The organism is Streptomyces sp. NBC_01474, from assembly GCF_035918215.1.
Lineage (GTDB): Bacteria > Actinomycetota > Actinomycetes > Streptomycetales > Streptomycetaceae > Streptomyces > Streptomyces aureus.
In genome coordinates, this window is the sequence record NZ_CP109449.1 from 3,329,880 (window position 1) to 3,348,891 (window position 19,012).

Consider the following 19,012-nt stretch of genomic DNA (forward strand, 5'->3'; position numbering starts at 1 on the left):
CCCCTGTTGTCCCCGCGGCCCCACCTGTGGGCGGACGGGTATGCGTGGTCTTCCTTTAAGAGGGGCCCAATTCCTAGGTGGTTCCGTCACTTTCGGGAAGACTCTGGCGGAAGTCGCCCGGGACATCCGGGCCGGGAGTGGAAGAGTCGTACCCATGCAGGTCTGGCCTGGACAGGCGTATCCACTCGGTGCCACTTACGACGGCGCCGGCACCAACTTCGCGGTCTTCTCGGAGGCCGCACGGCGCATAGAGCTGTGTCTGCTGCACGACGACGGGTCGGAGACCGCGGTGGAGCTGCGGGAGACCGACGCCTTCGTACGGCACGCGTATCTGCCCGGCATCATGCCGGGCCAGCGGTACGGCTTCCGCGCGCACGGCCCGTACACCCCGGAGCGAGGGCAGCGGTGCAACTCGTCGAAGCTGCTCCTCGACCCGTACGCACGTGCGATCAGCGGCCGGATCGACTGGGGCGAGGCGGTGTACGGGTATCCCTTCGGGTCACCCGACAAGCGCAACGACCTGGACTCGGCGCCGCACACGATGACGTCGGTCGTGGTCAACCCGTACTTCGACTGGGGCGACGACCGTCCGCCGCGCACCGAGTACCACCGCACGGTGATCTACGAGGCCCATGTGAAGGGCCTCACGATGACGCACCCGGCGCTCCCGGAGGAGCTGCGCGGGACCTACGCGGCGCTCGCGCACCCGGCGATCCTGGAGCACCTCACGGAGCTGGGCGTGACGGCGCTCGAACTGATGCCGGTCCATCAGTTCGTCAACGACCACCGGCTGGTGGAGATGGGCCTGAACAACTACTGGGGCTACAACACCATCGGCTTCTTCGCGCCCCACAACGCCTACGCGTCCTGGGGCGACCGCGGGCAACAGGTCCTGGAGTTCAAGTCGGCGGTACGGGCGCTGCACGAGGCCGGGATCGAGGTCATCCTCGACGTCGTCTACAACCACACGGCCGAGGGCAACCACCTGGGCCCGACGCTGTCCTTCAGGGGCCTGGACAACGCCTCGTACTACCGCCTCGCGGACGACCGCCGCTACTACATGGACACCACGGGCACCGGGAACTCGCTGCTCATGCGCTCGCCGCACGTCCTCCAGATGATCATGGACTCGCTGCGCTACTGGGTCACCGAGATGCACGTCGACGGGTTCCGCTTCGACCTGGCGGCCACGCTGGCACGACAGTTCCACGAGGTGGACCGGCTGTCGTCGTTCTTCGACCTCGTGCAGCAGGACCCGGTGGTCTCCCAGGTGAAGCTGATCGCCGAGCCGTGGGACGTCGGCGAGGGCGGCTACCAGGTGGGCAACTTCCCGCCGCTGTGGACGGAGTGGAACGGCAAGTACCGGGACACCGTCCGGGACCTGTGGCGGGGCGAGCCGCGCACCCTCGCCGAGTTCGCGGGACGGCTGACCGGCTCGTCCGACCTCTACCAGGACGACGGCCGACGCCCGCTCGCCTCCATCAACTTCGTCACGTGCCACGACGGTTTCACCCTGCGCGACCTGGTCTCGTACAACGAGAAGCACAACGAGGCGAACGGCGAGGGCAACCGCGACGGGGAGAGCCACAACCGGTCGTGGAACTGCGGTGCGGAGGGCGACAGCGACGACCCCGAGGTGCTCGGCCTGCGGAACCGTCAGATCCGCAACTTCATCGCGACACTGATGCTCTCCCAGGGCGTGCCGATGCTCAGCCACGGGGACGAGCTGGGACGCACGCAGAACGGCAACAACAACGCCTACTGCCTGGACAGCAAGCTGGCCTGGGTCCGCTGGCCCGAGGACGGCGAGCAGGACGCCCTGCTGGCCTTCACGCGCGCGATGGCGCGGCTGCGGCGTGACCACCCGGTGTTCCGCAGGCGCCGCTTCTTCCACGGGCGGCCGGTCGAGGGCACCCACGACGAGCTGAGCGACATCGCCTGGTTCACTCCGGAGGGCGAGGAGATGACGCGGGACGACTGGGGCGCGGCGCAGGCGCGGGCCCTGTCGGTGTTCCTCAACGGGCACGCGATCTCGGAGCCGGGCCCCCGGGGCGAGCGCATCTCGGACGACTCGTTCCTGCTGCTGTTCAACGCGTCGCCCGACGCGCTGGAGTTCCTCGTCCCGGTCAACCACGGCCGGCAGTGGGAGGTCGTGGTGGACACGGCGCTGCCCGAAGGCGTGCCCCTCGGGACCGGCGCCAAGGTAAAGGCCGGTGACCGCCTCACACTCGTCGACCGGAGCCTGACGGTGTTGCAGCGACCGGCGTGACTCCCGGTGCCGCCGGGGCCTTGACGAGGAGTGCGACGCCGAACGCGAGGGCCGCGGCCACGCTGCCGACGGTGAACGCCGCGGCGGGGCCGTGGGACTCGGCGAGGCGGCCCGCCACGGCGAGCGTGACCGCCTGCCCGCCGACGAAGGCGCTCGCGGCGAACGTCATGCCCTCGGCGAGACGTTCGCCCGGCACGGCGCGTTCGGTGAGTCCGAAGCCGGTGATCAGGTTCGGCGCGAAGACGGCGCCGAACACGGTCACCGCCACGTAGAGGCCCGGCATGTTCTGCGTGCCGATCAGCAGGAGGGACAGGAGCGCGGCGGCGGCCGTGGCGACCCGCCAGCGCAGCGCGAGCCCGAAGCGCTCCGGCACGGCGGCCATGGACAGGCCTGCGACGGCGCTCATGACGCCCATGGCGGCGTAGACGAGGCCCGCCTGGTCCTCCTGGCCGAGCTTCTGGGTGAGCGCCGTGATCCCGGCCCCGCAGCCGCCCAGGAGGACGCCGAGGAGGACGAGGCCGAGGCGCACGAGCCGGACCTCGCGCGGCATGCGGGGGCGCCGGGCCCGTGGCTGCTTGGGGGCGGGCGCCGTCGCGGGCCGGACCGCCGTCGCCGTCGGGTGCAGCGCGAACGCCGTGCCGCAGCCGGCGACCAGGAGAGCGGCGGCCCCGAACGCGTACGCGGGGTGGCCGACGAAGGCCGCGACACCGATCAGCGCGGGCCCGAGGACGAACGACAGCTCGTCCATCGTGCTCTCCAGTGACAGCACCGTGTTCACGACGCGCTCGTCCGCACCCCCGCGGCGGACGAGGGCGACGCCCCGTGCCCTGGCCAGCGGGCCGATCCCCGGCACCGTGGCCCCGGCGAAAACGCCGAGCGCCACCAGGAGAGGCGTGGGGAGTCCCGCGAGGGCGCCGAGCGTGTAGCAGGCGATCGCGAGGGCGTTCAGCAGCGAGCAGCACAGGACGACGCTCCGCTGCCCATGCCGGTCGGCGAGCCGGCCGACGACGGGCCCCATGGCCACCTGTCCGAGCGCGAGCGCGCAGGCCACGGTCCCTCCGGTCGCGAGGGAACCGCTCGTCCTGGTGATCAGCAGGACGCTGCCGAACTGGATCACCGCCACGGGCAGTCGCCCGAAGAACGAGATCACCGGGAGCAGTGTCCCGGTCGCCCCGAGCACCTCGCGGTATGTCGCCGACGTTCCCCCCGCTGCCTGTGCCATCGTTCGAAGCTATCGACGGCGCCGGTGACATACGCATGCGGCGATGACACGAAAGACGCCGGGGCGGGTACGTAGGTTCGCATGACGCGCATGACACCGGACCAACAAGAGGGCGAGGTCCCCGCCCCGCCCACGGCCACGTACCGGATGCAGCTCCAGCCGGCGTTCCCGTTCGCCGCGGCCGCCGGAGCCGTCCCGTATCTGGCCTCACTGGGTGTCTCGCACCTGCATCTGTCGCCGGTCCTGGAGGCCGTACCTGGTTCCACGCACGGGTACGACGTCGTGGACCACGCGCGCGTGCGGGACGAGCTGGGCGGTGAGGCCGGGCTGCGGGCGCTCGCGCGGACGGCGCGGGAGCACGGGCTCGGCCTGATCGCCGACATCGTGCCCAACCACATGGCGTCGGCGGCCGGGCTCAACCGGCCCCTCCAGGAGGTACTGCGGGACGGGCCGCACTCCCCCTACGCGCACTGGTTCGACATCGACTGGGAGGCGCAGGGCGGGCGGGTCCTGCTGCCCGTGCTCGGCCACCGGCTGGGCCACGAGCTGGACCACCTGGAGGTGGACGGGCGGGTGCTGCGCTACTACGAGCACGCGTTCCCGCTGCGCGAGGGCACGGAGACGCTGCCCCTTCCCGAGCTGCTCGACGCCCAGTGGTACCGGCTCGGCTGGTGGCGCCTGGCCCGCACCGAGCTCAACTACCGGCGTTTCTTCACCATTTCGGACCTGATCGGGGTCCGCGTGGAGAACCGGGAGGTGTTCGACGCCACCCACGGAAAGATCGTCCAGCTGCTGCGCGAGGGCGTGCTCGACGGGCTGCGTGTCGACCACCCCGACGGCCTCGCGGACCCCGGCGCGTATCTGAAGGACCTGGCCGACGCGGCCGCCGGGCGCTGGACCGTCGTCGAGAAGATCCTCGGCGAGGACGAACAGCTGCCCGCCGCCTGGCCGGTGGCCGGTACGACGGGCTACGACGCGCTGCGCCGGATCGACGGCCTGTTCACCGACCCGTCGGGCGCGGACGAACTGCTCGGCCTGTTCCGCCGCTTCACGGCGGCCCCCGCCGACCTGGGCGGCGACTGGGACGCCACGGCGCGGCGCGCCGCGTACAAGGTCGTCACGCACGAGCTGGCGGCCGAGGTGGACCGCCTCACGCGCGAGGCGGGGCGGCTGTGCGCCGCCGACGCCGCCCTGCGCGACCACGCCCCGTGGGCCCTGCGTGCCGCCGTACGCGAACTCCTGGTGCGCCTGGACGTGTACCGGCCGTACGTGACCGGGGGCGCGGCCCCCGAGACCGTGCTCACGCCCGGTGCCGCCGAGGACGCCAAGGGGGTGTTCACCGTCGCCGAGGAGGCCGAGGCGGTGGACACCGTGCGGGATCTGGCGCTCGGGAAGCGCGGGTCGGGGCCCGAACACGAGGCGTTCCGGGCGCGGTTCGCGCAGACGGCGTCCGCGCTGCGCGCCAAGGCGGTCGAGGACACGGCATTCTACCGGCACGCGCCCCTCCTGTCGGCGACGGAGGTCGGCGGGACGCCGCAGAGCCCAGCGGTGGACCCGGAGTCGTTCCACGCGTACTGCGCGCGCGTGCAGCGCGACTGGCCGTACACGGGAACCGTCCTCTCGACGCACGACACCAAGCGCAGCGCCGATGTGCGGGCGGGGATCTCCGTGCTCACGCAGTGTCCCGGGCGCTGGGCCGATCTGCTCGCGGACGTCACCGAGCGGACCGCGCGCGAGGGCGGTGCGAGCGCGCCCGATCCCCAACTGGCCTGGGCCGCCTGGCAGACGGCGGTCGGGTTCGGCGACCAGGACGGCGAGCGGCTCCAGGGCGCGATGCTCAAGCACGTGCGCGAGGCCGGGCTGCACACGAGCTGGACCGAGCCGGACGCGGACTACGAGAAGGCGGTGCGCGACTTCGTGGCCGCGGGCCCGTGCGGGCCGCCCAGGGAGGCCGTCGCCGCGTTCGCGGACTCGTTGCGGCCCCATGTCCGGGCGAACGTCCTGGGGGCCGCTCTCGCCCATCTGACGATGCCGGGGGTGCCGGACGTCTACCAGGGCACGGAGCGCGAGTACCGGGCGCTGGTGGACCCGGACAACCGTGCGCCGGCCCGCTTCGACTCTGATCTGCTGGAGCGGCTCGACTCCGACGAGGGGTGCGTCCCCGGCGATCTGTCCGACGAGAAACTGGCGCTCACCGTCGCCGCGCTACGACTACGCCGGGCACATCCGGAGTGGTTCGGTGGCGGATCGACGTACGAACCGGTCGCCGCGCGGGGGGCGGGCGCCGCGCACTGTGTGGCGTTCGCCCGCTCCGGGGAGGTCGTCGCCGCCGCGACCCGCCTGTCGCTGCGCCTCACGGAGGCGGGCGGCTGGCGCGACACCGAGCTGTCGCTCCCGGAGGGCCAGTGGGTCGACCTGCTCGCCCCGGGAAACGAGTTCACGGGTCACGCGCGCGTGGAGAAGCTGTTCGACCGGCATCCGGTGGCGCTCCTCGTACGCGCGACCGTCAGCTGAGGAGTACTGGGAGGGTCTTCGGGCCGCGCGTGATGAGGCCGGCCGAGGCGGGCCGGCCTCCGGGGGCCCAGCGCAGGTGCGGGAGGGCCTCCAGAAGGGCATGCAGCGCGCACTCGGCGGTGAGGCGGGCCAGCTGCACGCCGAGGCAGCGGTGACGGCCCGCGCCGAAGGCAAGCTGTCCGGGCGCCGGGCGCAGGATGTCGTAGCGGTCGGGGACGGCGAAGCGTGTCGGGTCGCGGCCCGCGGCGCCCACGAGACAGGCGACGTCGGCGCCCGCGGGTATCGTCCCGGCACCGGTGACGACGGGCACGAGGGCGCGGCGCAGCACGATGTGCACGGCGGGGTCGCGGCGCAGGGACTCCACCCACGCCGCCGGTATCAGCACGGGACGCTCCCGTACGAGCCTCAACTGGGCCGGGTGGTCGAGCAGGTTGGCGAGGAACGAGGCGAGCGCGAGATGCGTGGCCTCGCCTCCGGCGCCGAGCAGCGTCCCGGCGAGGCCGACGACGGTCTCGTCAGGGAGGTGGCTGCCGTCCGCCCGTGCGGTGCTGAGGACGGACAGCAGGTCGTCGCCGGGACGCGCGCGGCGGCGTGCGACGTGGGGGCGGAGAAAGGCGTCCAGGTCCCCGTGGCCGTCGCCGAGGTGCGTGAGGCCCTCACGGCACCACTCGCGCACGCGCGCGGTGTCCTCGTGGGGCAGCCCGAGCGCGGTCACCGCCGCCACGGCCGGCAGCCACTGGCAGAACTCCGCCACGAGATCAGCCTCCTGACGCTCCGACAGGCGATGGGCGAGCACGTACGCGGCGCGTTCCACACCGGCCCGCAGAGCGGCAAGGGCGCGGCCGCGCAGCGCCGGCTGGAGCAGCGCGCGGTGCACGGCGTGCGTGCGGTCCTCCAGGTGCGCCAGGGTCCGTCCCGGCGGCGGGGCGACGAGCCGCGGATCGGTGAGCGCGGCGCGCACGTCCCCGTAGCGGCTGACGAGCCACGCCCCGAAGGCCTCGTCGTGGACGAGCGGGTACGACGCCCTGAGCGTCCGGTACAGGGGGTAGGGGTCGCGGTCGGTCCCCGGTGCGCGGAGGCTGGGCGGGGGCGAGCCCTCGGGACCGCGGTGGCCGGGTGCGGGGCGGAGGCCACCGGCGCCGGGCGCCATCGTGACGTCGGGCGGCACGAAGGGGCACGTGGCGGGGTCGTCCGCCGAAGGGCCGGTGATCCCGGCCGGGTCCTGGGCTCCCGGAACTGCGCGCATCGCCGAGCCCCCAGCCTTGCACCGGTGCGCGCCGGGAGACGCGCGAGTCTTCTCAGCGGACCACCGCGGGCTCCCCTGCGCAGTCCTCGTGCGCCCGTACGGGTGAGGCAGGCGCCTGAGCGTACGGCCATGACCTGCACGGCAGCTCCATGAAGTCCGCCGCGGAGCCCGTCGGAGGGACCCTGGAGAACACTGTCAGGCTGCGCCTCCACGTCGGCTCCGCCGAGAGGACCACACAGTGCTCGCCGACCGCTCCGGCCGCCCTCGGCACCGGCCGCCGCTCGGCCGTCACGACGGGCATGACGTGGCCCGGCACCTCCACGCCCACCCCACGCTCTCCGAGGCAGTCGGCGAGACGTTCCCCAGTCCGGCGGAGCCGCGGGCCGCACCAGCGGTACGGCACCGGATGCGGCCTTCTTGACAGGTGCCGCGGAGCGTGGGGTACTGCGGGATGCGACGCGTGGAGCACCAACGGGGGTGAGTCACCTGACGGAGCAGCGCTACCCGAATGTGGCCGAACTGGTCCAGTCAGCACGGGAGCTGGCGACTCACCGACCCGATCTGTGCGTTCTACGCCAGGTCGGGACCTCACGCGCGGGCCGTCCGCTGCACCTGTTGTCGGTGGGGCACGACCACCGCGCGGTGCTCGTGGTCGCGGGAGCCCATGCGAACGAGCCGGCCGGTGGCTCCACTCTCCTGCGTCTCGCCGAACGCGCCCTGATGGAACGGGAGTTGCGCACCGACTGCTCCTGGCACTTCTTGTTGTGCGCCGACCCGGACGGCGCGGATCTGCACCGCACCCCCGCGCCGCGCACCCTGCTCGACTACCACCGGCACTTCTTCCGCCCCGCGGGCCCCGAGCAGCCGGAGTGGTCTCCCTCCGTGCTGCCGCCGGACCGGCTGCCGCCCGAGACGCGGACCCTGACCGGGGTCATCGACGAGCTGCGCCCCTTTCTCCAGGTGTCGCTGCACGGCACCGATCTGGGCGGCAGCTGGGTGCAGTTGACGCGGGACATACCGGGGCTCGCGGAGCCGTTCGCCAAGTCGGCGGCGGAGCTGCACATCCCGGTGGAGACGGGGGCCTCGGACGCGGCGGGCTGGCCCGCGACGGGCCCCGGCGTCCATGTGATGCCGGAGCCCGGCGCGGAGGCCGCGTTCCCGAGCCTGCCGGACGACGCCCGGCACAGCACCTGGCACCACGCCCACCGCTACGGGGGCCGCACGGCGATCGTCGAGGTCCCGATGTGGGCGAGCGACCTGGTGGACGACCCGGCGCCGCACCCCGCCCCCGACCGGGCGCTGCGGCGCCTGGCGCAGCGACTGAGCCGGGACACGCTCCTGGTGGAGGAGATCCTCCAGTCGGCGCTGCCGCGGCTTCCCGAGGTGGACGGGCCGCTGATGCGGGCGACGCGCTGGGCCGTCGCGCTGGTGCCGGGCCTCGCGGGCGACTGGCTGCAACCTCCGCCGTCGGACGCCACGATGGCGTACGTGGGGAGCATCGACGCGTTCTCCCGACGGCTGCCGTTGCGGGCCGCGGCGATGCTCCTGCGGGTCCTGAAAGAGGCGGACGACCCGGACGCGGAGCGTCTTGAGCAGTTGGTGACGCACTGGTGCGACGCGTTCGCCGAGCGGTTCAGGGCGCGCTGGGTGCCGCTGGAGCACCAGGTCGAGCACCAGTCGCGGACGACCGTCGCGGCCGTGCGGCACACGCTCGCGGCGGGTGACTGACCGCGAACGCTGCATGCAGCGACCGGAGTTGGAGCACCCCTGAGTCAGACGGAGTCGGCGGAGAGCCGGAACGACATCCGTCCGAAGCCGACCTGGTCGCCGTCCTGGACGACCGCCGCGCCGACCACCCGCCGCCCGTTGACGGACGTGCCGTTGGTGGAGCCGAGGTCACGCAGCACCCACATGCCGCCCTGCCTGCTCAGTTCGGCGTGCACCCGGGAGACGGTCTCGTGGCTGAGCCGCAGTCCGTTCGCCGGGTCGCGCCCGATGCGCAGCGGGTAGGGGTTGTTCGGCGACGGCAGCTGCAGCTTCGGGAGTCGCTCGCGCTGCCACGCCCCGCGCAGTCGCACCGTGAAGCCGGAGACCGCCGCCACGGTGCCGAAGACCACGCGGGACCAGCGGCCCTCGGTGTGCAGGTCGGCGGTGAGCGCGGCGAGTTCGTCGGACCGGCGGGCGGCGAGTGCCAGCTCCATGCGCCGTACGAACGTGTCGTGCGACAGCCTGCCGAGTGCGGCGCCCTCGCGGAGCTCCCGCAACGCCCTGTCGCGCTCGGCGTCGGACAGCCGCGCCGGGTACGTATGGTGCTCGAACGAGGAGGTCACGTGCGTGATTGTCCGGCAGCGCGGCCGAGGTGTCCAGAAAACGACGAACTTCAGCCCGCCCCCGTACGGCCTTGACCAGCAAGGACGGTGGCTTGACGCGGTGTGCGGAAAACCGGGCGCGCCCGGCGCGGGCCCGCTGCTACGTTCGGCAGCCCGGACCGTCACCGGGCGCGTTCGCGTGAAACCAGGAGATTTCTTGACTGCTGCACCGCATGGAAGCCCGCACCCGACGCACGACGACGCCCGTCCGGTCGTCCGCGCACTGACCGAGGAAGACGTTCCGCTTTTCCGTACGTTCGAGGATCCGGGCCTCGTGGGCCGCGTCATCACCGGCGTCGGTTATCGCACCGTCGCCGAGGGCGGCGACTACCGCCCCGAATGGACCTGGGTCGCCCTGCGCGAGGGGCGCGTGGTCGCGCGGGCCGCATGGTGGGGCGGCAAGGACGACACGGAACCGGTGAACCTGAACTGGTTCGACGTCCTGGAGGACGACATCGAAGCGGGCGCCGAACTGCTGCGGCAGGCCCCGTTCGACGTCGAGTACGAGCTGATCCTGCCTGCGGGGTGGAGTGAGGACCCGCGGACGCGGGCGGCCGCCGAGGCGCGGATGGAGGCGGTCACGCGGGCCGGCAAGAAGTTCCTCGTGGAACGGCTGCGCTACCGGTGGACGCCGGACAACGGCCTGCCGGAGCGCCCCGGCCGCCTGGAGTTCCGGGCCGAGCCCGACGACGAGGTGATCCTCGACGTGCTGCGCCGGGTCCACTCGGCGACGCTCGACGCGCACGCGCGGCACGCCATCGAGGAGTCGGGCCTCGACACGGCCGCGCAGGAGGAGCTGGACTTCTTCCACTGGTGCCCGTCGCCGCGCGAGTGGTGGCAGCTGGCGTACACAGCGCAGGGCGAGCTGGTCGGCCTGCACATCCCCGCCCACAACCCCGGCGGGCCGTGCATCGGGTTCATCGGTGTGGTGCCGGAGCAGCGCGGCCACGGATACGCCTACGACCTTCTGGTCGAGTCGACGCACTTCCTGGTGGAGCACGGCGCCGAGTTCATCGCCGGGGCGACGGACGACGGGAACTTCCCGATGGCGGCGAACTTCGCGAAGGCCGGGTACCCGGTCACGGAGAAGCGCATCAATTTCGTCTGAGGTTCACCGGCCGGTTCGGCCGACGGGTCCGATCCGGCGAGGAATGCGCGGAACCCGTCGCGAATCCCAGCGGATCGATCTCCGCTGACGCAGGATGGACGGGTCGTCACTGTCGGCAGACAAGGGGGAACCGTCCGTGCAGTTCGAGGTGTGGGCACCACAGGCAGAGCGGGTCGCGCTCCACTGCGAGGGCACCACGCGCGCGTTGGAGCGCGACCCGGACCGCGAGGGGTGGTGGACGGGCGAGGCGGACGCGCAGGACGGCACGCGCTACGGGTTCGCGCTCGACGACGGGCCGGTGCTGCCCGACCCCCGCTCACGCCGCCAGCCGGACGGACCCGACGGCCTGAGCGCGGTCGTCGACCACGAGCGGTACACGTGGCGCTCGGAGTCGGGACCGGGACGCGGCCTCCCCGGCGCGGTCCTGTACGAACTGCACGTGGGGACCTTCACGCGCGAGGGCACGCTCGACGCCGCTGCCGAACACCTGCGGCATCTCGTCGAGTTGGGCATCACCCATGTCGAGCTGATGCCGGTGTGCCCGTTCCCCGGGCAGCACGGCTGGGGCTACGAGGGCGTCAGCCCCTGGGCGGTGCACGAGCCGTACGGGGGCCCTGAGGCGCTGAAGCGTTTTGTCGACATGGCGCACGGGCTCGGGCTCGGCGTCGTCCTCGACGTGGTCCACAACCACCTGGGGCCTTCGGGCAACCATCTGCCCGCGTTCGGGCCGTACTTCACCGACACCCACCACACGCCCTGGGGCGCCGCGGTCAACCTCGACGCGCCCGGCTCCGACGAGGTGCGCGCGTACCTCGTCGGCAGCGCGCTCGCCTGGCTGCGCGACTACCGGATCGACGGGCTGCGCCTCGACGCGGTGCACGCGCTGTGCGACGCGCGCGCGGTCCACTTCCTGGAGGAGCTGTCCGCGGCCGTCGACGCCCTGGCCGAAGAGCAGGACAGACCCCTGTTCCTGGTCGGCGAGTCCGACCTCGGCGACCCGCGCGTGATCACCCCGCGCCACCACGGCGGCCTCGGGCTCCAGGCACAGTGGAGCGACGACTTCCACCACGCCGTGCACACGGCGGTGTCGGGCGAGTCCCAGGGCTACTACGAGGACTTCGCGAAGGCGCCGATGGCCGCGCTCGCCAAGACCCTGACCCGGGGCTACTTCCACGACGGCACGTACTCGACGTTCCGGGGCCGGCATCACGGGCGCCCCATCGACCGCACCCGCACCCCCGCGCACCGGCTGCTCGGCTACGCCCAGTCCCACGACCAGATCGGCAACCGCGCGCAGGGCGACCGGCTCTCCGCGAGCCTGTCCCCCGGGCTCCTCGCGTGCGCGGCCACCCTCGTGCTGACCGGGCCCTTCACGCCGATGCTGTTCATGGGCGAGGAGTGGGCCGCGCGCACCCCGTGGCAGTTCTTCACCGACCACACCGACCCCGCGCTCGCGGAGGCCGTACGCAAGGGCAGGCAGCGGGAGTTCGCGTCGCACGGGTGGGCCGAGGAGGACATCCCCGATCCGCAGGACCCGGCGACCCGGGAGCGTTCCTGCCTGGACTGGTCGGAGCCGGACAGCGGTCCTCACGCGCGCGTGCTGGCCTGGTACCGCGAGCTGATCGCGCTGCGCCACGCCCGGGCCGACCTGACGGACTCCGACCTCGCGGCGGTGCGGGTGGCGTACGACGAGGAGGCCCGCTGGATCGCGTACCGGCGGGGTGATCTGCGGGTGGCGGTGAACCTGTCGGACGAGCCGGCGGCGGTGCCGGTCGGGCGGAACGGCTACCGGGTGCTCGCCGCGTGGGAGCCGGTGGGGCTGCCCGGCGAGGACGGTCTGCTCACCGTCCCGCCGCAGTCGTGCGCGGTGCTCGTCAGCCCGTAGGGGGCTTCAGCCGGTCTCCGGGTCCTTGTCGGCGAGTTCCGTCACGAGTTCGAGGAGGATCGCCTCCCACGCGCGCTCCAGCTGGGTGCGCAGCAGCGGCACGGGGCTGTCGTCCGTGCCGTGGAGGCGCTCGCCGAGGCGTACGAGCGTGTCGCAGCGGGCCAGCCACAGGCCGCGCAGGCTGGCGCGGGCGCCGTAACCGGCGAGGGTCGCCGCGCGGACGGCCGCGCGGGCGCCGACCGCGATGCTCAGGCCCGCGATGTCCTCCGCCGGGTCACCGATGACGGCGTCGGACCAGTCGAGGACGCCGCGCACCCGGCCGTCGGGGGTCACGGTGAGGTGCTCGCCCTTGAGGTCGTGGTGGACGACGACGGCGCCGGGCTGGGGGGCGAGCTGAGCGGCGGCCTGCGCGGTCAGCTGCGCGAGCCGCGCGGGTTCGAACTCGCCGTCACCGCCGAGGAGTTCGGCGGCCCGCGCCGCCCCCTGGCGCAGCGCGTCGAGCGAGCGCGGCGCCGTCCTCGCGAGCCCGAGCGCCTCGGCCCGCGCCGCGGGCACCTCCCGCAGCCCGCCGAGCAGCCCCGCGAGATCCTCCTCGCCGGCCGCGGTCACGTCGACGGCCTCGCCCGACGCGCCCCGCAGCCGCGTGTCGAGGGAGTACGTGCGCCCGCTCGCCCACTCGCCGGACGCGAGCGAGGCGGGCACGGCGATGCCGACGTGCTGGCGCACGAGGTCACGGAGCCTGATCTCGCGGCGCTGGCGCACGGACGCCGGCGCGTCGAGGGCGAGGCGCAGCACATAGCGGGTACCGACCCACCAGGTGGAGTGCTCACCGCCCTCGGCCACAGCACTGACGTCGAGCTGCCCGCTGTCCGGGAGGAGGGCGCCCAGCAGTCTTCGTACGGTGTCCTGGGTGGGCCGCGGGGCGTCGGACATGGCGTCTAGCTCACGATCGCCATGTCCCGCGACGTGCTGTTCAGCCGTCGTACGCCGTCCTCGGTGACCGTCACGATGTCCTCGATGCGCACCCCGAAGCGGCCCGGAAGGTAGATGCCCGGCTCCACGGAGAAGCACATTCCGGGGACGAGGGGCTGTTCCTCACCCTCGATCATGTAGGGCGGCTCGTGGGTGGTGACGCCGATGCCGTGGCCGGTGCGGTGGATGAAGTACTGGCCGTAGCCGAACTCGGTGATGACGGCGCGGGCGGCGCGGTCGACGTCCTGGCACGCGGCGCCCGGCCTGACCGCCGCGCAACCCGCCGCCTGCGCCTCACGCACGACGTCGTGGACGCGCCGCTCCTCGGCGGTCGGCTCGCCGACGTGCACGGTGCGGGAGGTGTCGGAGCCGTAGCCGTGCTTGAGGCCGCCGAAGTCGAGGACGACCATGTCGCCGTTCTCGATGACGCGCTCGCCCGCCTCGTGGTGCGGGTTGGCGCCGTTCGGGCCCGATCCGACGACGGTGAAGTCGACCTGCGAGTGCCCGAACTGCCGCAGCAGACCGGCGAGATCGCCCGCGACGTCGATCTCCCTGCGGCCCGCGAAGGCCACCTTCTTGATCTCCTCGTACGTGGCGTCGGCCGCCTCGCCGGCCGCCGTGAGCCGTTCGAGTTCGGCCGCGTCCTTGACGGCGCGCAGCATCGGCAGGGCCTCCGTGAGGGAGGCGTACGAGGTGTCGGGCAGCGTCTTCTGCAGCCCGATGAGGTGCATCGCCCAAGCGTTGTCGCTGACGCCGAAGCGCCCGGAGGCGTCAAGGAGGGGCGCGGTCACCGCGTACGGGTCCTTGCCGTCGGTCCAGTCCCGCAGGGTGAGGGCGTCCGCCCCCACGGCCTTCGCGGCGTCCGGTGCCTCCAGGGTCGGCACGACGAGGACGGGGTCCCGGCCCGGGGCGAGGACGAGCATCGTGAGGCGCTCGGTGTCGGCCGTGGGCGAGTAGCCGGTGAGCCAGACCATGTCGGGGCCGGGGGCGACGAGGACGCCGGCGAGTCCCGCGTCGGCCGCGGACCGGGCGGCGCGCTCCATGCGGGCCTTGTAGTCGTCGGCCGTGAACGGCGCGGGCGTGGCGGTCATCCGGTCCTCCGGGTACTCCGAGCTGAACATCGCTTCTACAAAAAGGACGTACGGGCAGCATCCTGCCCGTCCGCCGGGCCTGACGCGAGTCCGTTCCCGCATGTGCGCGCCACCCGGCCGGACCGCCATCTAATGCCAACCCATTGATTGACCATTACGACTAATGGTTAGATCGACCTCATCCGTTAAGCCGCTTCTCCGGAGGGCGTAAGACCATGCTTGTTCTGGCCCAGATCAGCGACCTGCACCTCGACGGGACCCCGCGCGCCACGGAGCGGGCCCGGCGCGTGATCGACCACCTCCGGGCACTGCCGGGCCCCGTGGACGCCCTCCTCGTCACCGGCGACATCGCCGACCACGGCGCGGAGTCCGAGTACGAGGAGGCGGCGGGGCTGCTCGGGCTGCACACGGGCGGGCCGAACGGCGGCGGCCCGCCCTTCCCCGGCCCACCACCGCCAGCCCTGCCCTTCCCCGTCCTACCCTGTCCCGGCAACCACGACAGCCGGGCGCCCTACCGCAAGGCGCTGCTCCGCGAACCCGCCGCCGAGGGGCCGGTGAACCGCGCCCACCGCGTGGGCGGCGTCGTGGTCCTCATGTGCGACTCCAGCATTCCGGGCGCGGACGAGGGCCGGCTCGACGAGGAGACGTACGGCTGGCTGGAGGACACTCTCGACGGGCTCGACAGCGAGACGCCCGTCCTGCTCGCGTTCCACCACCCGCCGGTGGCACTGCACCACCCGCTGCCCGACGCGTACCAGCTGGATCAACCGCTGGCCCTGGCCGCCCTGTTGGAGCGGCGGCCGGAGATCGCCGGGATCATCGCGGGGCACGCGCACACCCCGGCCGCCACGGTGTTCGCGGGCCGCCCCCTGGTGATCGGCCCGGGTGTGACGTGGACGCTGCGACTGCCCTGGGAGGGCGAGGGTGTGGCCGACCGGGAGGCTCCGGTGGGCCTGGCCTTCCACATCCTCGACGACGAGCGGCGGCTGACGACGCACTTCCGGGTCGTGTGATCCCCCCTCGGAGCGAGAGCGATCCCCTGGCGATCCCCTACGTCACCACCCCAGGAGTCACCGCCAGCACCTGGTGCGCGCCGGACTCGTGCCGGACCGTCAGAGTGACCTGCTGTCCCGGGCGCGCGGCCGCCACCGCCTGGGCGAGCGCGCCCGCCGAGCCGATCCGGCTCCCGCCGAAGGCGATCAGCACATCGCCCCGGACGAGGCCGGCCGTGTAGCCGGGGCCGGGGACGTGCACGCCCACGAGCAGCGCCCCCGCCCCCTTGGGCGCGTCCACCGCCTCGACGCCGAGCGCCGCCCGCACGGGGCGGACGGAAGGCGACGGGGAGGCGGACGCGGCCGGCGGACGGGACGGCGCGAGCGCGGGAGGCCGCGGCGCCGCCCCCGCCTGCTGCTGCATCTCGGCCAGTTTGCTCATGCCTATGACGGCCGCGCCGACCGTGCCGAGGCCGACGCCCGACAGCACGAGCACGGCCCCGAACAGCAGGCCGAGCAGCAGAGTGACGAGGCGCCTGCCGCGGCGCCGCGCCGCGTGCGGGCGGCGGCCGCCCGAACCGTTCCCCCGGGCGGCCGCCGCCTCACGACGCGGAGCTCCGGGCATCGACTTGGGGCGCAACGCGGTCTGTTCCATGGCCCACCTCCGGCCAAAGCCCTACCCGTCCGCGTCCGGCGCGACGATTCCCGAACGAGTGAGACTGAACCGGGCATTTCTGGCATCCAGTCAGCCGCTGCGCCCCTCATGCCCCCCATGTCCGCCGCGCCCCGCCCCGTGGTCGAACTTCATCGCCTCGGCGGGAGCGGGACCGGCGTGGCCGGGTCGGGCGCGAGCGTGCCGCCGGCCGTCACGTCGAACCCCGAGACGTCGCAGGTGCCACGGCCGAGGATCTGGAAGTCGGCGAGATGGATGTGCATGGGGTGCACGACAAGCGGGTTCACCGCGCGGAAGGAGCCCGAGAGGACACCTCCCCCGTGGTGCGGCCGACCAGTGGCCGCCTTCACCTCACAGGACTCACCACACCCCACGAGGGTTCCATGAATCGCTCATTCCGGCCGAAAAGGTTCGGCAACCGCCCCGGTACGAAGCCATGCGCGCGCCGGGCCAGGTCGACGGCTCCGTAACGGCGGCAGTCACGGTGCCAGTTGAGGATTCCGGCCATCCAGTTCTGGAGCTCCACCACATAGCCGTCCAAGGTCGCCCGAGCCTCCCGCGACAGCTTGAAGTCGTCGTAGAGGACGGGGAATTCATGGGTGGCGATGTGCTCGAACTGCCGCATGCGCTGCGTCATCAGGTCGTGCACGACACCGAGCGCGGTCGGGTAGTCGCAGCCGAAGAAGTTCTGCACGACGAGGATGCCGTTGTGGATCTCGCCCTCGTACTCGATCTCCTTCTGGTACGAGAACACGTCGTTCAGGAGCATCCCGTAGTCGACGGCCGCGTTCTCCAGTGAGCGGACGGGGCCGCTGCGATAGATCTCGGGCGGCACGGCCGGGCCGTGGCCCATCCGGCTCAGGCCCAAAGTGAGGTCTGCGCCGAAGGTGGCGCGGCGCATCTCCAAGTAGTCGACGGGGTCCGGGATGCGGTTCTGGAGCTGGTTGGACAGCTCCCACACCCAGCTCTCCGTCATGACGTCGACGGACGCCTTCAGGGTGCGCCGCTGCGCGGTCGTCATCCCGGCGGCGGTGCGGGTCCAGAGGTCGGCGAGGCCGCGCTCCATCGCAGTCACGGGCGGCGGGAACTCGCCGCCGTCGACGGGCATGCACGCGGAGAGCCGCTCGGTGCACAGCTTCGCCGCGGCGAGGTCACGCCGGCCCCCGAAGACGAGCGGGTAGTAGTCGTCCCCGTACGTCCCCCAGGCCAGCCAGTGCGCGCTCAGGTCCAGGGCGTCCTGGTCCCCGTCGGGGTCGAGACCGGCCGAGCACAGGGGCAGGTCGTAGGCGGCGAGCTTGTCCTCGTCCCATACGCCCTCCTCCAGGATGCCCATGGCGTGCGCCCACGGGGCGATGCGCCGGCGGGCCTCCCCCAGGCCGGGATTCAGCCGGAGTCGGAACGGCATGCGGAAGTCGGGGAGCAGGGACGGGCCCACCTTCTGGTACGGCACATGTGTGTAGGCGCGCAGCCGCTCGGCGCCGGCCGCCGCGAGCAGCGCACCGACGTCCGCACCGGACGTGCCGATCCCGGTGGGCCCCGCCAGGGGGTCGCTCCCGGTCGCCCCCTCGTTCATGTACCGGCTGGAGCGCAGATGCCATTCGTGGCCCCCCGACTGCCAGTCCTGGAGGCCCCGCGTGTACGCGGTGACCGCGGCGACCTCGGGCGGCGTGAGCCCCTTCTCGACGGCGAGGGCGGGCACTTCGGTGAGCGCGGTGTGCTCGAACTGGTGGAGGCGTGAGGTGAGGATGTCGTTGACGGTCTGCGCCGCCTCCTGCGTCGTACAGCCGAAGAATGTCTCCAGGACGAGCACGCCGTTGCTCAGCTCGCCCTCGTCCTCGACCTCCCGCTGGTAGGAGAAGAGGTCGTTGCGCAGGTGCACGGCGTCGGAGAACGTCTCCATCAGCACACGCAGGGGCCTCGACCCGGCGACGGACGCGGGCACCTCGGAGGTCGCGTACTCGACGAGCCCCGCCGACCAGGGCGCGCCGCCGACCTTGCGGCGCATCTCGATGTACTCGACGGGGTTGGAGATCCGCCCCTCGTTCATGTTGGACAGCTCCCACATCGACTCGTTGAGGAGGTGTTCGGTCGACTCGGCGAACCTTCGGCGCCAGTCCACCGACATGGCGGGCACGGTGCGCGCCCAGAGGTCGGCGAGGCCCGCCTCGACGGGGTTCCGCGGCTCGGGCACGGGGGTCGACAGGTCCATCGGCATGAACAGGGGCAGGCGGTCCAGATAGGCCTTGCCGCCCTCGCGGTCCATGGTCCGCTTGAACGTCTCCAGGAAGTGGTCGTCGAAGAAGAAGACCCACACGTACCAGTCGGTGACGAGCGACAGGGCGGGCCCGTCGCAGTCGGGATGGGTGTACGCGCACAGCAGTCCGTAGTCGTGCGCGTCGAGGTCGCTCCGCTCCCAGATGCCCGACCCCTCCAGCATGCCCATCTCGCGGGCCCACCGGCTGGAGTGCGCCCGCGCCTCGTCGAGGTGTGGATTGAGCCGCGCCTGGTACGGCATGTAGAAGTGCGGCAGTTCGAACGGCTGCGTCATGGCCCGGCCCTACCCGTGGCCCCCGACGGGCATCCGGACGGCGGCACATGACCGCACCATCGCGTGAACCCGCGACTGAGGGGCGCCCGGACGGGGAAAAGGGCGGTACCCAAGTCCACCCCG

Annotated in this window: 13 protein-coding genes and 1 pseudogene; 6 read left to right on the forward strand and 8 right to left on the reverse strand. The window is 72.7% G+C overall.

From position 1 onward, the window contains the following. Nucleotides 1–154 precede the first annotated feature (154 nt). Nucleotides 155–2,269, forward strand: coding sequence for a glycogen debranching protein GlgX (gene glgX, locus OG758_RS15525; protein WP_326710557.1), 2,115 nt, complete (start codon nucleotides 155–157; stop codon nucleotides 2,267–2,269). Here glgX and OG758_RS15530 read toward each other — a convergent pair. Continuing rightward, nucleotides 2,223–3,491 (reverse strand): MFS transporter, encoded by a 1,269-nt coding sequence (locus OG758_RS15530; protein ID WP_326710558.1) that lies wholly within the window; start codon nucleotides 3,489–3,491, stop codon nucleotides 2,223–2,225. The genes glgX and OG758_RS15530 overlap by 47 nt on opposite strands. Nucleotides 3,492–3,581: 90 nt before the next feature. Between OG758_RS15530 and treY the strand changes: the two genes are divergently transcribed. Next, on the forward strand, nucleotides 3,582–6,005 hold the full coding sequence (gene treY, locus OG758_RS15535; protein WP_326715931.1) for a malto-oligosyltrehalose synthase: 2,424 nt from the start codon (nucleotides 3,582–3,584) through the stop codon (nucleotides 6,003–6,005). On the opposite strand, the gene OG758_RS15540 is transcribed toward treY, so the two are convergent. Continuing rightward, nucleotides 5,998–7,251 (reverse strand): cytochrome P450, encoded by a 1,254-nt coding sequence (locus tag OG758_RS15540; protein WP_326710559.1) that lies wholly within the window; start codon nucleotides 7,249–7,251, stop codon nucleotides 5,998–6,000. The two genes, treY and OG758_RS15540, sit on opposite strands and share 8 nt — an antisense overlap. 477 nt (nucleotides 7,252–7,728) lie before the next feature. Here OG758_RS15540 and OG758_RS15545 point away from each other — a divergent pair, with 477 nt between their 5' ends. Beyond that, nucleotides 7,729–8,979 carry a M14 family zinc carboxypeptidase gene (locus OG758_RS15545; RefSeq protein WP_326710560.1) on the forward strand — a complete coding sequence of 417 codons (1,251 nt, stop codon included), beginning with the start codon at nucleotides 7,729–7,731 and terminating at the stop codon, nucleotides 8,977–8,979. A 44-nt stretch (nucleotides 8,980–9,023) separates the two neighbouring features. Here the strand turns inward: OG758_RS15545 and OG758_RS15550 are convergent, their stop codons facing one another. Further along, on the reverse strand, nucleotides 9,024–9,581 hold the full coding sequence (locus tag OG758_RS15550; RefSeq protein WP_266558696.1) for a DUF1707 and FHA domain-containing protein: 558 nt from the start codon (nucleotides 9,579–9,581) through the stop codon (nucleotides 9,024–9,026). A 196-nt stretch (nucleotides 9,582–9,777) separates the two neighbouring features. On the opposite strand from OG758_RS15550, the gene OG758_RS15555 reads away from it, so the two are divergent. Beyond that, nucleotides 9,778–10,728: a GNAT family N-acetyltransferase gene (locus tag OG758_RS15555; RefSeq protein ID WP_326710561.1), complete on the forward strand. Its 951-nt coding sequence runs from the start codon at nucleotides 9,778–9,780 to the stop codon at nucleotides 10,726–10,728. Between the two features lie 136 nt (nucleotides 10,729–10,864). Then, the gene (gene treZ / locus OG758_RS15560) at nucleotides 10,865–12,613 is read left to right on the forward strand and encodes a malto-oligosyltrehalose trehalohydrolase (protein WP_326710562.1); all 1,749 of its coding nucleotides are present in this window, start codon (nucleotides 10,865–10,867) and stop codon (nucleotides 12,611–12,613) included. Between the two features lie 6 nt (nucleotides 12,614–12,619). On the opposite strand, the gene OG758_RS15565 is transcribed toward treZ, so the two are convergent. Beyond that, a complete protein-coding gene (locus OG758_RS15565) occupies nucleotides 12,620–13,546 on the reverse strand; it encodes an aminoglycoside phosphotransferase family protein (RefSeq protein ID WP_326710563.1) in 927 nt (308 codons plus the stop codon). A 5-nt stretch (nucleotides 13,547–13,551) separates the two neighbouring features. After that, nucleotides 13,552–14,706, reverse strand: coding sequence for a M24 family metallopeptidase (locus OG758_RS15570; protein ID WP_442810331.1), 1,155 nt, complete (start codon nucleotides 14,704–14,706; stop codon nucleotides 13,552–13,554). A gap of 185 nt (nucleotides 14,707–14,891) precedes the next feature. On the opposite strand from OG758_RS15570, the gene OG758_RS15575 reads away from it, so the two are divergent. Further along, entirely contained in the window at nucleotides 14,892–15,689 is a 798-nt protein-coding gene (locus tag OG758_RS15575) for a metallophosphoesterase (protein WP_326710564.1), read from the forward strand. A 37-nt stretch (nucleotides 15,690–15,726) separates the two neighbouring features. Here OG758_RS15575 and OG758_RS15580 read toward each other — a convergent pair whose 3' ends face one another. The 3 genes and pseudogenes from OG758_RS15580 to cyc2 all read right to left on the reverse strand — a co-directional run bounded on the left by OG758_RS15580 (nucleotide 15,727) and on the right by cyc2 (nucleotide 18,889). Then, the gene (locus OG758_RS15580; protein WP_326710565.1) at nucleotides 15,727–16,323 is read right to left on the reverse strand and encodes a S1C family serine protease; all 597 of its coding nucleotides are present in this window, start codon (nucleotides 16,321–16,323) and stop codon (nucleotides 15,727–15,729) included. Nucleotides 16,324–16,481: 158 nt separating this feature from the next. After that, a pseudogene (locus OG758_RS15585) lies at nucleotides 16,482–16,616 on the reverse strand (multicopper oxidase domain-containing protein); the annotation flags it as partial. Between the two features lie 71 nt (nucleotides 16,617–16,687). Then, nucleotides 16,688–18,889: a germacradienol/geosmin synthase Cyc2 gene (gene cyc2 / locus OG758_RS15590; RefSeq protein ID WP_326710567.1), complete on the reverse strand. Its 2,202-nt coding sequence runs from the start codon at nucleotides 18,887–18,889 to the stop codon at nucleotides 16,688–16,690. Nucleotides 18,890–19,012 lie beyond the last annotated feature (123 nt).